At 64.9% G+C, this 13,039-nt stretch carries 13 protein-coding genes; 9 read left to right on the top strand and 4 right to left on the bottom strand.

Going from position 1 to position 13,039, the window contains the following annotated elements:
• Window positions 1-10: 10 nt before the first annotated feature.
• Both ACQ5BM_RS01735 and ACQ5BM_RS01730 read right to left on the bottom strand, forming a co-directional pair.
• Window positions 11-1,747 (bottom strand): adenylate/guanylate cyclase domain-containing protein, encoded by a 1,737-nt coding sequence (locus tag ACQ5BM_RS01735; protein ID WP_429806919.1) that lies wholly within the window; start codon window positions 1,745-1,747, stop codon window positions 11-13.
• Between the two features lie 153 nt (window positions 1,748-1,900).
• Window positions 1,901-2,473 carry a histidine phosphatase family protein gene (locus tag ACQ5BM_RS01730; RefSeq protein WP_429806917.1) on the bottom strand — a complete coding sequence of 191 codons (573 nt, stop codon included), beginning with the start codon at window positions 2,471-2,473 and terminating at the stop codon, window positions 1,901-1,903.
• A 224-nt stretch (window positions 2,474-2,697) separates the two neighbouring features.
• Between ACQ5BM_RS01730 and ACQ5BM_RS01725 the strand changes: the two genes are divergently transcribed.
• From ACQ5BM_RS01725 to ACQ5BM_RS01715, 3 genes are all read left to right on the top strand, one after another.
• Window positions 2,698-3,621: a bifunctional helix-turn-helix transcriptional regulator/GNAT family N-acetyltransferase gene (locus tag ACQ5BM_RS01725; protein WP_429806915.1), complete on the top strand. Its 924-nt coding sequence runs from the start codon at window positions 2,698-2,700 to the stop codon at window positions 3,619-3,621.
• A gap of 179 nt (window positions 3,622-3,800) precedes the next feature.
• The gene (locus ACQ5BM_RS01720) at window positions 3,801-4,787 is read left to right on the top strand and encodes a sensor histidine kinase (protein ID WP_429806912.1); all 987 of its coding nucleotides are present in this window, start codon (window positions 3,801-3,803) and stop codon (window positions 4,785-4,787) included.
• Window positions 4,788-4,815: 28 nt separating this feature from the next.
• The gene (locus tag ACQ5BM_RS01715; protein ID WP_429806909.1) at window positions 4,816-5,172 is read left to right on the top strand and encodes a response regulator; all 357 of its coding nucleotides are present in this window, start codon (window positions 4,816-4,818) and stop codon (window positions 5,170-5,172) included.
• A gap of 57 nt (window positions 5,173-5,229) precedes the next feature.
• Here ACQ5BM_RS01715 and ACQ5BM_RS01710 read toward each other — a convergent pair whose 3' ends face one another.
• Both ACQ5BM_RS01710 and ACQ5BM_RS01705 read right to left on the bottom strand, forming a co-directional pair.
• Entirely contained in the window at window positions 5,230-5,925 is a 696-nt protein-coding gene (locus ACQ5BM_RS01710; protein WP_429806905.1) for an SOS response-associated peptidase, read from the bottom strand.
• A gap of 186 nt (window positions 5,926-6,111) precedes the next feature.
• Window positions 6,112-7,515 (bottom strand): DUF1254 domain-containing protein, encoded by a 1,404-nt coding sequence (locus tag ACQ5BM_RS01705; protein WP_429806902.1) that lies wholly within the window; start codon window positions 7,513-7,515, stop codon window positions 6,112-6,114.
• 234 nt (window positions 7,516-7,749) lie between these two features.
• On the opposite strand from ACQ5BM_RS01705, the gene ACQ5BM_RS01700 reads away from it, so the two are divergent.
• From ACQ5BM_RS01700 to ACQ5BM_RS01675, 6 genes are all read left to right on the top strand, one after another.
• Window positions 7,750-8,325 carry a TetR/AcrR family transcriptional regulator gene (locus tag ACQ5BM_RS01700; protein WP_429806899.1) on the top strand — a complete coding sequence of 192 codons (576 nt, stop codon included), beginning with the start codon at window positions 7,750-7,752 and terminating at the stop codon, window positions 8,323-8,325.
• A complete protein-coding gene (locus ACQ5BM_RS01695; RefSeq protein ID WP_429806896.1) occupies window positions 8,322-9,311 on the top strand; it encodes a DMT family transporter in 990 nt (329 codons plus the stop codon). The genes ACQ5BM_RS01700 and ACQ5BM_RS01695 overlap by 4 nt, the downstream gene beginning before the upstream one ends.
• A 3-nt stretch (window positions 9,312-9,314) precedes the next feature.
• Window positions 9,315-10,238, top strand: coding sequence for a DMT family transporter (locus tag ACQ5BM_RS01690; RefSeq protein ID WP_429806893.1), 924 nt, complete (start codon window positions 9,315-9,317; stop codon window positions 10,236-10,238).
• Between the two features lie 273 nt (window positions 10,239-10,511).
• Entirely contained in the window at window positions 10,512-10,946 is a 435-nt protein-coding gene (locus ACQ5BM_RS01685; protein WP_429806890.1) for an Rrf2 family transcriptional regulator, read from the top strand.
• A 169-nt stretch (window positions 10,947-11,115) separates the two neighbouring features.
• Window positions 11,116-12,000, top strand: a complete 885-nt coding sequence (locus ACQ5BM_RS01680) for an NAD(P)/FAD-dependent oxidoreductase (protein ID WP_429806887.1) — start codon at window positions 11,116-11,118, stop codon at window positions 11,998-12,000.
• Between the two features lie 148 nt (window positions 12,001-12,148).
• Window positions 12,149-12,967: an arginase family protein gene (locus ACQ5BM_RS01675; RefSeq protein ID WP_429806884.1), complete on the top strand. Its 819-nt coding sequence runs from the start codon at window positions 12,149-12,151 to the stop codon at window positions 12,965-12,967.
• The last annotated feature ends 72 nt before the right edge of the window (window positions 12,968-13,039 follow it).

Here is a 13,039-nt window from a genome sequence, read left to right as displayed (position 1 = left end):
ACGCGATCCCTCACCCCGCCCCCGCCTTCACCAGCCCCTCGCGCAGATGCTGCACATCGCTCTCCTGCGCATAGTGCAGCGTCGCGAGAAACGCCTCGATGCCGAAGCTCGGCGCCAGGGTGCGCACCTTCTCCATATGCGCGCCGGCCGCGATGGTGTCGCCGAGCCAGCCGTAGCAGGCGGCGATGAAGGCGTGCTGGGTCTCGTCCATGCTGGAGAGATGCATGAAGGCCTCGATCGCCTCGCCATATTGGCGGGCGGCGAAATGGGCCTTGCCGAGGTGGCTCCAGAAGCGCTCCGGATGGTGCGGGTTGAGCCGCATCGCCTTCAGGATCCATTCCACCCCCTCCTCCGGCCGGCCGAGCCAGGTGAGAAGTTCGCCCTGCTGCACCACCACCAGGTCGTAGTTGGGGTTGAGGAAGAGCGCCCGCTCCTGGTGGTAGCGCGCCGTCGTCAGCGCGTTGTTGTTGACGTTGACGGCCGCGAGGATGCGGTGCACGTCGGCGTCGTTGTCGTCGAGCGCGAGAGCCCGTTCGAGCTCGGCGTTGACCTCAAGCCAGGTCGCTTCCTTGTCGGCGCACCAGCCATAGACCCAGGCCTGGCCAAGGATGCAGGCGCGCCAGGCGTGGGCATGGGCATAGCCGGGGTCGAGCGCAACGGCTCGGTCGATCAATATTTGCGCCTGTCTGTTGTCGTCGATGCTGCTGCGGTGGTGCAGCACCTTGGCGGCAAGCGCGCATTCGTAGGCCGCCATGTTCGCGGGCTTCGTGCGGGCGAGCTGGTCGCGCTGGGCGGCCTCCAGGCGCCCGGGCACGGTGGCGGCGATCGCCGCCGTCACCTCGTCCTGAATGGCGAAGATGTCGTCGAGCTGGCGGTCGTATTTGTCGGCCCAGATATGCGCATCGCTCTGCGCGTCGATGAGCTGCACGGTGACGCGCACCCGCTCGCCGATCTTGCGGACGCTGCCTTCCACCAGGTATTGCGCCCCGAGGCTCGCCGCCACCTCGCGCACGTTCACCGACTGGTTCTTGTAGACGAAGGAAGAGTTGCGCGAGATGACGAAGAGCTCATGCCTTCGCGAAAGCTCGGTGATGATGTCCTCGGTCAGGCCGTCGGCGAAAAACTCCTGGTCCGGATCGCCGCTCATATTGTCGAAGGGCAGCACGACGATCGTCGGCTTGCAGACACCCTTTTTCGCCTCCGTATTGTCGGGCGCGGCCGGCAGCGCCGCACCTTCGATCCCGACGCGATAGAGGTGCACCGGGCGGCTGATGTTCTTCAGCATCTTCTCGCCGAGATCGTCGATCGGCAGCTCCAGCCGGTCGGCGACTTGCGTCGCCACAGCCGCGGTGACGCAGATGCCGCCGACCTCGGCCAGTTGCTCGGCCCGCGCGGCGATATTGACGCCGTCGCCGAAAATGTCGTCGTCCTCGAAGATGATGTCGCCGAGATTGATGCCGATGCGGAATTCGATCCGCCGATCCTCCGGCACGTCGCTGTTGCGCCGCTTCATGCGCTGCTGGATCTCGACGGCGCATTTGACCGCATCGGTCACGCTCTGGAACTCGACCAGCAGCCCGTCGCCGGTGGTCTTGATCAGCCGGCCCTTGTTCTTGGCGATCGCGGGATCGATGAGCTCGATGCGGTGGGTTCGAAGCCGCGCAAGCGTGCCCGCTTCGTCGGCTTCCATCAGCCGACTATAGCCGGCCATATCGGCCGCCAGCACTGCGGCGAGTCTCTGCTCCATGGGCTTGCCATACGATGAAAAACGGCCGGTTCCGGACCAGGAGGTTCCCGATGCAATACTATCGCACGGCGACGGGATCGCCTACCTAAATTAGAGAACACTGCCAAACCAAGAAATCTGGCGACATACGGTGTCGGGAGCGGCGCGAGATGCTCAGCCGCTTACGAGACTGACTTCCCCATGGCAAAGGCGATAGAACCCGTCCTGGGGAACCGGCAGGTCCAACATTTCCCGCATCGATAGACCGGCATAGACGCCACGCACCAATCGACCAAACAGCCCATGAGAGATCGCAACAGTGGGCGTGTCTATATCCGCGATCCAGCTTCTGGCACGGGCGCACGCGGCATCGAAGTTTTCGCCATCCGGCGACCTGAAATACCAGTCGAAGGCGTCGGAACCATCAAGCATGCCCGGAAACTCGTTTTCGATTTCGAACATCGTCAACCCATCCCAGGAGCCGATGGAGACCTCCATCAGCCGATCGTCTTCTCGTCTCGCCAGCGGCAGCACCCGCTGCACCCGATCCGCCGTTTCCCGCGCCCTGCCCAAGGGACTGACGTGCAGATCGACGACTTGCTCGGTCTCCCGGATTTCGCGGTGCAGCAGCCCCGCAACGAGATCCGCCTGCTCGATGCCGCGCTTCGTGAGGGGTGAATCTTTCTGGCCCTGGAAACGCCCCAAGGTATTCCAGACGGTCTCGCCATGGCGGAGGAGATAGATCAAGGCGCGCCTTCAAACGGAATACACGACGTAGTTCGCCGATCGTCAAACCCCATCCGCCGCTCGGAGAGGATGGCGTCACGTTGCGGCAGGCAAAGGTATCGCCCCGCCGGTTCGTGTCAACAGACCCCACTGGAGCCTCGCGCAGGCGCCGCTGTCGCCCGCTTGACATTACTTGCCTAAGGCAACTAATTATATGCCCAAGGCAATTTCATGAAGGCATCGCCATGTCTCCGCAGCAGATCGACGACCGCGCCCTGACGGTGCGGCGCTTCAACCGCTTCTACACCCGCCTGATCGGCCTGCTGCATGAGCACCTGCTCGCCAGCGCCTTCTCGCTGACGGAGGTTCGCATTCTCTATGAGCTGGCGCACCGGCCGGCGCTCACGGCATCCGATCTCTGCCGCGAGCTCGGCCTCGACGCCGGTTATCTCAGCCGCGTCATCGCCGGCTTCGAGAAGAAGGGGCTGGTCGAAAAGACCCGCTCGCCGGCCGACGGCCGGGTCACGCAGCTCGAACTGACGGAAGCTGGGCGCGCGACGTTCCAACCCCTGGAGGATGCCTCCCAGCGCGAAGTCGTCGCCATGCTGGAAAAGCTCTCGGTGCCGGAACAGCGGCAACTGGTTTCAGCGATGGGCGAGATCGAGAGCCTGCTTCAGGAGGAGCGGGTGCCAAACTACATCCTGCGCGATCCGCAGCCGGGCGACATGGGCTGGGTCATCCATCGCCAGGGCGCGCTCTACGCCGAGGAATATGGCTGGAGCACCGAATTCGAGGCCATGGTCGCCGAGATCGTCGTCAAATACATGCGCGACTACGACCCGGCATCCGACCGGTGCTGGATTGCCGAAAAGGACGGCAAGATCGTCGGCTCGGTGTTTCTGGTAAGGCACGACGAGACGACGGCAAAGCTCAGGCTTCTCTATGTCGAGCCGAGCGCGCGAGGCCTCGGCATCGGCCGCCGTCTTGTCGAGGAATGCATGCGCCACGCGCGCCTTCTGGGCTACAGGCGCATGGTGCTCTGGACCAATGCCGGCCTCGACGCCGCCCGCCACATCTACGACAAGGCCGGCTTCGCGCTGGTCGAGGAAGAACGGCACCACAGCTTCGGCAAGGACCTCACCGGCCAGATCTTCGCGCGCGATCTGTGACGCGCGAATAGCGCGGCCGGGCCTCCTCCTACTGCATCAAAGTGCGACAGCGACCTTTGCGCGTCTTAAAAGACGCGCGAGGCGCGCTCACGCAGCCCCCTGCCCGGAACAAGAATATTTGCCTGCTCGTTATTGGCTTTAAAATATCTGCGAAGAAGATGAGCGACTGGGGAATATCAATGAACCTGGAAGATATCTACCGCCTGCTGCGAAACGACCATCTTGAAGCACAGGGCATCATCGACACCGTCCCCGACCCCCTGCTCTTGCTGGATCAGAACCTGTGCGTGCGGACCGCCAGCCGCGCTTTTTTCAAGACGTTCAAGGTCCACCGCGACGAGACGATAGGCGAGCGCATCTACAACCTCGGCAACGGGCAATGGGACATTCCCGAGCTGCGCCGCCTGCTTGAAGAGGTGATCCCGAAGAGCAAGGCGGTGGTCGACTATGAGGTCGAGCACGATTTTCCGAGCATCGGGAACAGAACAATGCTTGTCAGTGCCCATCGGCTGTTTCATCCCGATGACAACAGCAGGTGCCTGCTGCTCTCGATCGTGGACGCGACCGACCGGCGCAGGCACGAGGCCGAAAGGGACCTGCTCCTCGACGAACTCCGGCATCGCATGAAGAACCTGCTCGGCCTGGTCCAGGCGCTCGCTCGCCAGACGACGGCGACGGGTCGGTCCGGGGAGGAATATCGGGATGCGTTTCTCGGCCGGTTTGACGCGCTGGTGCGCGCCCATGATGCGGCCTACTCGGAAGCGCCTGATGCCGATCTCAAGGAATTGCTGGAGCGAACGCTGAAACCCTATTCCGAAGGCGGCACGGCGATTGTGATCGAGGAGGGTCAGGCGGTGCCGCTGGAAACGAGCCGGACCACGTCGCTGAGCCTGATCCTGCACGAACTCGCGACCAACGCCGTTAAATATGGCGCGCTGTCGACTGAAACGGGGACAATTCATGTCCGGTGGCAGATAGAGAAGGCGAGCGCCAGGCATCTGCGGCTGATCTGGCGAGAAAGCGGCGGTCCTCCGGTCACCCCGCCGGCCACGACCGGCTTCGGTACGCGGCTTATCGAGTTCGCTGTCCAGTACGATTTGGGAGGACGGGTGGAACTGAACTATGCCCCGACGGGTTTGGTGGTAGAGATCGTTACACCCCTGTGACCGGTCTCCGAACAACGAGACCGGTTTCATGCGCAAGACCGTGCTTCTTGTCGAAGACGAGTTCCTGATCGCGATGGACCTCAAGCTGCTGCTCGAACAGCGCGGCTGGCGCGTGACAGGTCCGGCCGCGACGGTGAGAGAGGCGCTCGACCTGTTGCAGGATGAATTGCCGGCCGTCGCTGTTCTCGATGTTTGGCTGCCGGATGGAGCGGTGACACCGGTTGCGGAGGCGCTTCGGGCGCAGAATGTACCCTTCGTGATCGCCAGCGCCTATGACAATCCCGAAAGGCAGGGTGGCGAGGTCCTGGCGGGGGCCTGCAATGTCGGCAAGCCGACCGACGCGCGCGATTTGCTGGTCGCCCTGGAAGAGGCGCTCCAATCCTGACGCAGAATCCCGAGTACGACGAACGTGCGAAGCGGTTAGCGGCCGGATTTGGTCACTTCAGTCGACCGGATCGAGAATATCCGGCGTATCGTTTTTCGGCGAACCAACCTTGCTGCCGATCTTCCACATCGTCATCAGCTCTGGCGGAAACGGCTTCATCAGATCGGGCACGTCCGGCGCCGGTGAAAGCCAGCGCTTGTAGTCGGCCGGGTGCAGGATCACCGGCATGCGGTCGTGGATGTCGGCCACCATGGCGTTGGCATCCGTGGTGACGATCGCGAAGGTGCGGATGTCCTCGTCGGTCGCCGGGTCGCGCCAGCTCTCCCAGATGCCGGCAAGGCAGAAGGGCTCGCCCGACTTCATGGCGATGGCATAGGGCTGCTTGTCCTTGCCGGTACCGTGGATGTCCTTCCACTCGAAGAAGCCGTCGATCGGCACCAGGCAGCGGCGGCGCTGATAGCTCGAACGAAACTTCGCCGCGATCGTGTCGCTCCTGACATTGACGAGCGGCCGCCCCGCCTTCGGATCCTTCGTCCAGCTCGGGATCAGCCCCCAGCGCGCCGAAACGAAGACCGGGCCGAAGAGATCGGGATCGCGGATCACATCGCGGATGATGATCGGGTAGATCAGCGTCGGCGCGCCGTTATAGCGCGGGAACTGGTTGGCGAGCGTTTCGACGCCGCCGCGTTCCGCAAAGCCGAAGGCGCTGAGCAGTCCCTCGAGAGTGGTCTTCAGATAGACGCGTCCGCACATGATCGCTGCTCCCGCAATACGCGGCAATTGAACGGCCGCAGCCTCTTTGCGCATTCGACAGGCACCGGAGCCGCAGGCAAAAAGTATAGCCCGGTCGCTTCGGGTCAACAGCCGCAGCCCATCCCCTCGCCAGTTCCGGGCCTAGTCTCCTGGAAATCCGGCGCCCGGCGCTAGTCTCTCCGGGCGTCACTTCACCTTCTCGACGTCAGGCAGTTTCCACGTCTTGTCGAAGAGCGGCTTTTCCGGGCCGTAGAGCCGGAAGAGCAGTTCGAACTTGCCTTTGGGGTCCACCGGCACCCAGTTCGCCTCCTTGCCCTCAGGCGCCTTTGGTCCGAAATAGACATCGACGGAGCCGTCGGCGTTCTTGTGAACGCCCGTGCCGGTCGAGGCGACGCTCGGCTTGTCCATGTTGCGGATCAGCGCATGCGTCTCGCGGTCGTAGGCCGTCACCGACCAATATTGCTTGACCGGCGCATCCTTCGGCACGACGAGGCGATAATTGACGCTGCCGTCGAAGGCGTCGCCGTCCTTGTCCTTGTTGGCCATCAGGTAGAATTGCGCCGTACCGAGCCGCTTGATGCCGGTGAAGCCGAGCGTGTAGGTCACGCCACGGGCGTCGACCGGATAGGTATTGGGATCGGAATAGGCACCCTGCGCGGCGGCCACCATTTCCGGCAGCCCGGCGGGGAACCAGCGGATGCCCTCGTTGATCACCGGGAAGCCGACTTCGTAGCGTGCGGAAAGCTCGGCCTTGGCTTCCGTCGCCGCCGCGTCGAGCAGCTTCTTCGTCTCGGCGTTCGGCTGGTAGGGCTTGCCCTTCTCGATCCCGAGCGTCTTCAAATGATCGATCATCAGCCGGTCGCGCTCGAGCCAGGGTTCGGTCTGCACGACGCGGTTGAGGTTGTCGAAGAAGCTGGCATCGTAGCGGATGGTGCTGTCGAACAGCACGTCATTGGCGTCGACGAAGGTCGTCGCCGGCGGGTTGCCGTCCGCAGACATCGGGTAGATCTTGATCGTCTTGCCATAGGCGACCGACTTCTCGATGTCGGCATCGGCATGGCTCTTCAGATTGGAGCGCAGCAGCGCAAAGCCGGTGAAGGTGTCCGAACGCAGCGCGATGAAGCCCTCCGGCACCTCGCCCATATAGTCCGGCGGCAGGATCAGGTATTTGCCGCCCTTGCCCTTGTCCGCCCCTTCCGGCCCGGCGTCCTCCAGCGGCATCTGCCAGGCGTTGACGATGTTGCCGGCGATCGATCCGCCCTCGGCCGGCGGGATCTCGATGACAACCGGCCCATCCTGCACGTTCCAGAAGGACATGAGATAGATCGAATCCGGGTTGGGCGTCAGCGTCTGGTTCTTCCAGTTGACCGGCCGCGACCAGTAGACGATCTCGTTGACCTTGGCCTTGGTCTTCGAAAGCGCCTCCTGCAGCATTAGGTCGGCGTTGACCGCCGGCATGCCCCAGATGACCGCTTCCGTTGCCCGGCGCTCGAAGGCGCGGCGCTGAAGGCTTTCCGGTGAAAGGTCCTGTGCGGATACGCTTGCCGTTCCGGCAAGAAGCGCAAGCGCTGTAAAGGCAGCCCGAAGCATCACGATCCTCACTTTCGGCAATGGCCGCTGGACCGCCAGACGCAATGCGACATGCCCAGCCAGCCGATGATGCGCTGCGAAGTAGACCCCCGCGCCCGTTCGGCGCGGAAGTACGTAACGGTTACATTAGAATACAGGGCCCGACTTCGCCAATTCCAGTGCGCAAACCAGGTGCTCCCTTGACTCCGGATCGAAATAGGTAGATCGGTCTACCTAACAACTTGGGAGACGCTCATGAGCGAGAAAGCGCCGGCGCGCGAGCGCCTGCTGAAGGCGGCCGCCGAACTGTTCTATCGCGATGGGGTCGGCGCCACCGGCATCGATGCGATCACGGCCCATGCGGGCGTCGCCAAGATGAGCCTCTACAACAACTTCGCGTCCAAGACCGACCTGGTGAACGCCTATATCGAGGCCCGCCACAGGGAATGGCAGGAACTTTACCGTGAGCGCCTGGCGCACGCGGCAACGCCGCGTGAACGCGTGCTGGCGATCTTCGACAGCTACGTCGACCACGCCGAGATGGCCTATAGCTGGGGCTTCCGCGGCTGCGGGCTGCTGAATGCCGCCGCCGAGCTTTCCGTCGGCGACCCCGCCCGCGCCATCGTCGCCACGCAGAAGGACGAGGTGGAAACGCTGTTCAAGCAATATCTCCATGAAATGCGGCCCGATGCGGGACCGGCGATCGACGAGACCGCGGAGCATCTCTCCTTCCTGCTCGAAGGCGCCATGTCGCGCGCCGGGCTTGATGGCAACGACATCAGGCTGAAGAGCGCGCGCAGGATCGCCATCTCGATCATGGACCAGCTATGACCTCCCACAATTCCGTTTCTTTCGTCGGCTTCGCCTGCGTGCTGGTGGCCTCTGCGCTCTGGGGCACCACCGGCACCACCGCCACCTTCGCTTCGGGTGTCAGCCCGCTCGGCATCGGCGCCGTCGCCATGGGCTTCGGCGGCCTGCTGCTGGCGCTGACGGCGCTGCACTCGATCGTCAGGAGCAGCAACCGGATCGCGGCACAATGGCCGATGCTCTTGCTCGGCTCGCTCTCGGTCGCGGTCTATCCGCTCGCCTTCTACTCTTCCATGCATCTCGCCGGCGTCGCCATCGGCACCGTCATCTCCATCGGCTCGGCACCGCTGGCAGCCTCGCTGATCGAGCGCATCTTCGACGGCCAGCGGCTGACGACACGATGGCTGCTGGGCGCTGCCGCAGGGCTTGCCGGCGCCGCGCTTCTGGTCTTCTCGGAAAGCCACGGCGGCGCTGGTCCGGCCGACGCGTCGGCGGTCCTCTACGGCATTCTGCTCGGCCTCGTCTCCGGCCTGCTCTACGCGCTCTATTCCTGGGTGGCGCGCCGGCTGATGCAGGCCGGCATTCCGCCGCGCGCCGCCATGGGCTCGGTCTTCGGCATCGGCGGCACGGCTCTCCTGCCGGTCCTCGCCTTCACCGGCGCGCCGCTGCTCGCCTCCTGGACGAACATCGCCGTCGGCATCTACATGGCGCTGGTGCCGGTGCTCGTCGCCTACGTGCTCTTCGCCTATGGCCTCGCACGCGTCTCCACCACCATGGCCACGACGCTCTCGCTGCTCGAACCGGTCATCGCCGCCGTGCTCGCGGTCGCGATCGTCGGCGAGCGCCTGCCGGCCGAGGGCTGGGCCGGCATCGGCCTGATCGTCGGCTCGCTCTTCATCCTGACGGTGCGGATGCCCGGCCGGCGTCCCCCACCGGGCGCAACACCCTCCGGGGCAGGCAAGACCGAGGCATCCTTCGTCCTCGCGCCCCCATCGACGCAGGACGCCTGAAACATGGCCGACTGCGCGGCGCTGCCCGACCGCCGGGCAAACAGACTCCTGGCCGTCCTCCTGCTGGTCCTCGTCGAGGCGGCGCTGGTGATCTCCTGGAGCGCCGGCTTCGTCGGCATCCGCTTTGCCATCGATCACGCGCCGATCTTCCTGATCCTGCTCTGGCGAAGCCTCGTCTCCGGGCTGCTGCTGCTTCCCTTCGCGCTGACGATCGGGCCGAAGATCCGGCTGAAGGATGCGGCACCGCAGATCGTCTTCGGCGCCCTCGCCATGTCCGGCTATCTCGCCGGCTTCGCGCTTGCCATCTCCCATGGCGTGCCGACCGGCCTCGTGGCGCTGATCGCCGACATGCTGCCGCTGGCCGTCGCCATCCTCTCCTGGCCCGTTCTCGGCCAGGCCTTGACCGCCCGCCAATGGCTCGGCTCGTTCATCGGCCTCGCCGGCGTGCTGATCGCCTCCGGCTGGTCGGTCGATCTCGGCGACGTCCCGCTCTGGGCCTATGGCCTGCCGGTTCTCGGCACCCTGTCGCTGGCGCTGGCGACGCTCCTGCAGAAGCGCAGCCCGGCGGGCGCCATGCCGGTGCACCAGAGCCTCTGCATCCAGTGCCTTTCGGCCGCCGCGATCTTCGCCCTCTTCGCCTGGCACGAAGGCAGCGTGTTGCCCGTTCTCGATCCGGGCTTCGTCGGTGGCATCCTCTGGCTGGTCTTCGTCGCCACCTTCGGCGCCTGGAGCCTCTATTACCTGGCGCTGAAAAAATCCTCGCCCGCCCGCGTCACGGCGATCCTCTATTTGAGCCCGCCGGTGACGATGATCTGGGCATGGATCATGTTTTCCGAAGCGCTTTCCTGGAGCATGGCCGGCGGCCTCGTCGTCTCGCTCGTCGGCATCGTCATCGTCGCCAGGGCGCAGAAACCGGGGCACGTTTAGAGAAGCCTCCACCGGCCCCCCCTCTGTGCTCGTCACAGAGATCCTCGGCGCGGCGCAACAGGCAATCCCGGCGCGGGGTCTTCCGGCCTTGCGGGAAGAGGTCCCTCGCGCCGCGGACGCGGCGCGGCTGGCAACCGCGACAAGCGCAGGAATGAGGGGCTGCGGAAATACCTACCGCGTGACTTGAAATCGCAAGCCGGGATTCGAAACCCATCCGCCCCTGCCCGCCACGCCCCCTTGCTTCGCGCGATGATTCGTAATAATTGAAGTTACATGAAAAAAGACAGCCGCCTTTCCTCCGTTCTTCACGCGCTCCTGCACATGGCCGAGCGCGGCGAACCGCTGACCTCGGACGAGCTTGCCATATGCATGCGCACCAATCCGGTCGTCGTCCGCCGCACCATGGGCTTTCTCAGGGATGCCGGCATCGTTTCCTCCGCCCGCGGCCATGCCGGCGGCTGGGCGATCACCGCCGACCTCAAGACCGTGACGCTCCGGCAATTGCACGAGACGCTCGGCGAGCCCGCGATCTTTGCCATCGGCAACCGGCAGGAAATGCCGGAATGCCTGGTCGAACAGGCGGTCAACGCCGCCCTCGACACCGCCTTTGCCGAGGCCGAGGCGCTGCTGCTCGACCGCTTCGCCCATGTGACGCTCGCCGATCTCGCCGAGGATTTCGCACGGCGGCACCGGCTTCGATCGCAATGAAAGCAGCCGATCGACCCACGTCATGACGTGATCGATCCCGATACATCCGCCCATCCCGGAACCGCCTGAAACGCGGTTTCCGGTCGGAATTCCATTGCCCAAAGCTCGGGTCGACACACTGGTTCAGAAAGCCGGTGGGCCGACCTGCGCTCAACCGAAAGGAAGACCCATGCAACAGGACGTCATCATCATCGGCGGCAGCTATGCCGGCATGGCCGCCGCCCTCCAGCTCCTGCGCGCCCGCCGGCGCGTGACTGTCATCGACGAGGGCATTCGCCGCAACCGTTTCGCCAGCCACTCCCACGGCTTCCTCGGCCAGGACGGCATCGCGCCCGGCGAGATCGCCGCAACCGCGCGGGCGCAGCTCTCCGCCTACCCGACGCTCACCTGGGTCGATGGCCGCGCCGAGAAAGCCAGCGGCAAGCAGGACGCCTTCGTCGTCACCACCAGCGACGGCGTTTCCCATGAAGGCCGCCGCCTGCTCTTCGCAACCGGGGTCAAGGACGGCCTGCCCGAGATCGACGGGCTCACCGAACGCTGGGGCAAGAGCGCCTTCCATTGCCCCTATTGCCACGGCTACGAGCTGAACGAAGGCGACATCGCCGTCATCGCGGCAAGCCCGATGTCGATCCACCAGGCGCAGCTCATTCCCGAATGGGGCAAGGTCACCTTCTTCACCAATGGCGCCGTTACGCTTGATGCCGCGGCGCGCGCCGACCTCGCCCAACGCGGCGTCACCATCGACGAAACCCCGGTCGCAGGGCTCGAAGGCCATGCCGACGTGGTGCTGACCGATGGCCGCCGCCTGCCCTTCTCGGGCCTTTTCGTCGCCACCCGCACCACGCCCGCAAGCGACATCGCCGAACGGCTCGGCTGCGAGATCGAGGAAACACCGATGGGGCTGCAGATCCGGGCCACGGCCGCGAAGGAAACCACCATCCCCGGCGCCTATGCCTGCGGCGACGTCGGCCGCGTTCCCCACTCCGTCTCGCTCGCCGTCGGCGACGGCGCCTGGGCGGGCGCGCAACTGCACCGCTCGCTGGTTTTCGGATAGAGAGCAGCCAGCGCAGGGGCGGCCCCGCGACGGCCTGAGGGAACGCCCGAACGGCGCATCCGCGCTGCGGCGTTCGGCGTCCAGCCTTGTCAAATCAGCAGCCCCCGTGCTTTGCATCGTTCCGTCCGAACGTGAGTTGGAGTGATCGATGCCAATTGCCCTCACCTGCTTCCAAGGTCGTGCCGGCGACCACAACGACCTCGGGATTCCCGGCGCCAGGTCCATCGCGACCCATCTTGCACAAAAGCTCGGTCTCGATGCCGTCGTGATCGGAGATCCGGAACCGGCGCTGAGCGGCCACTGGACGGTCGAGCTCGAAGCCGCGATGCCGGCGCTGAGGCGCATGCGGGATCGATTGGATGCGGTTTACGCCGGGGGAGCCTTTTCGCTGGCGGCGACAAGCCGTTGCGCGGTCTCGCTGGCAACCCTGCCTGCCGTCGCGAAGCATCACAGGCAAGCCGTCGTCGTCTGGTTCGACGCGCATGGCGACCTCAACACGCCTGACGTCAGCAGCACCGGCTATCTCGGCGGGCTGGCGCTTTCGGGGCCCTGTGGCCTCTGGCAGTCCGGCCTCGGCGACGGGCTCTCGATCGGCAATGTCGTCCTGGTCGGCCAGCGCGACCTCGATCCCTTCGAAACCGACCTCATCGCAGCCAAGCGCATTCCGCATATACGCCCCGGCGCCGACCTTGCGCAAAGGCTGGCAGAGGCCGTCGCTGGCAGGCCTGTCTATATCCACCTCGACTGCGACGTGCTCAACCCCGGCATCGTCCCGACCGACTACCGGCGTGACGACGGGCTGTCGCTCGATGATCTGCGCGCAGCCTGCGCGGTCCTTGCCAGGAGCCAAGTGGTCGGTCTGGAAATCGCCGAGTTCCAGAACGCCTGGTCGGAAGGCGGCGAGCCGGTGACGCCCGAACCGCTGATCGCGGCACTGGAACCGCTTCTGCACAAGCTCGGCCGCTGACGCCGGCAGCCGACGCTTCACATTGCCAACGGCCGCCTTGGGCGTAGCATGGAGCCCTTGTTTGCGCTCGGA

Source organism: Ensifer sp. B1-9 (assembly GCF_050474445.1).
Taxonomy (GTDB): Bacteria; Pseudomonadota; Alphaproteobacteria; order Rhizobiales; family Rhizobiaceae; genus Ensifer.
The sequence above is the reverse complement of the archived record's forward strand: the minus strand, read 5'-3'. Positions and strand labels throughout refer to the sequence as shown.

Coding starts and splice junctions, on each gene's coding strand:
- ACQ5BM_RS01735 (WP_429806919.1), bottom strand. CDS start 1,747: ATGGAGCAGAGACTCGCCGCAGTGCTGGCGGCCGATATGGCCGGCTAT.
- ACQ5BM_RS01725 (WP_429806915.1), top strand. CDS start 2,698: ATGTCTCCGCAGCAGATCGACGACCGCGCCCTGACGGTGCGGCGCTTC.
- ACQ5BM_RS01720 (WP_429806912.1), top strand. CDS start 3,801: ATGAACCTGGAAGATATCTACCGCCTGCTGCGAAACGACCATCTTGAA.
- ACQ5BM_RS01715 (WP_429806909.1), top strand. CDS start 4,816: ATGCGCAAGACCGTGCTTCTTGTCGAAGACGAGTTCCTGATCGCGATG.
- ACQ5BM_RS01710 (WP_429806905.1), bottom strand. CDS start 5,925: ATGTGCGGACGCGTCTATCTGAAGACCACTCTCGAGGGACTGCTCAGC.
- ACQ5BM_RS01705 (WP_429806902.1), bottom strand. CDS start 7,515: ATGCTTCGGGCTGCCTTTACAGCGCTTGCGCTTCTTGCCGGAACGGCA.
- ACQ5BM_RS01700 (WP_429806899.1), top strand. CDS start 7,750: ATGAGCGAGAAAGCGCCGGCGCGCGAGCGCCTGCTGAAGGCGGCCGCC.
- ACQ5BM_RS01695 (WP_429806896.1), top strand. CDS start 8,322: ATGACCTCCCACAATTCCGTTTCTTTCGTCGGCTTCGCCTGCGTGCTG.
- ACQ5BM_RS01690 (WP_429806893.1), top strand. CDS start 9,315: ATGGCCGACTGCGCGGCGCTGCCCGACCGCCGGGCAAACAGACTCCTG.
- ACQ5BM_RS01685 (WP_429806890.1), top strand. CDS start 10,512: ATGAAAAAAGACAGCCGCCTTTCCTCCGTTCTTCACGCGCTCCTGCAC.
- ACQ5BM_RS01680 (WP_429806887.1), top strand. CDS start 11,116: ATGCAACAGGACGTCATCATCATCGGCGGCAGCTATGCCGGCATGGCC.
- ACQ5BM_RS01675 (WP_429806884.1), top strand. CDS start 12,149: ATGCCAATTGCCCTCACCTGCTTCCAAGGTCGTGCCGGCGACCACAAC.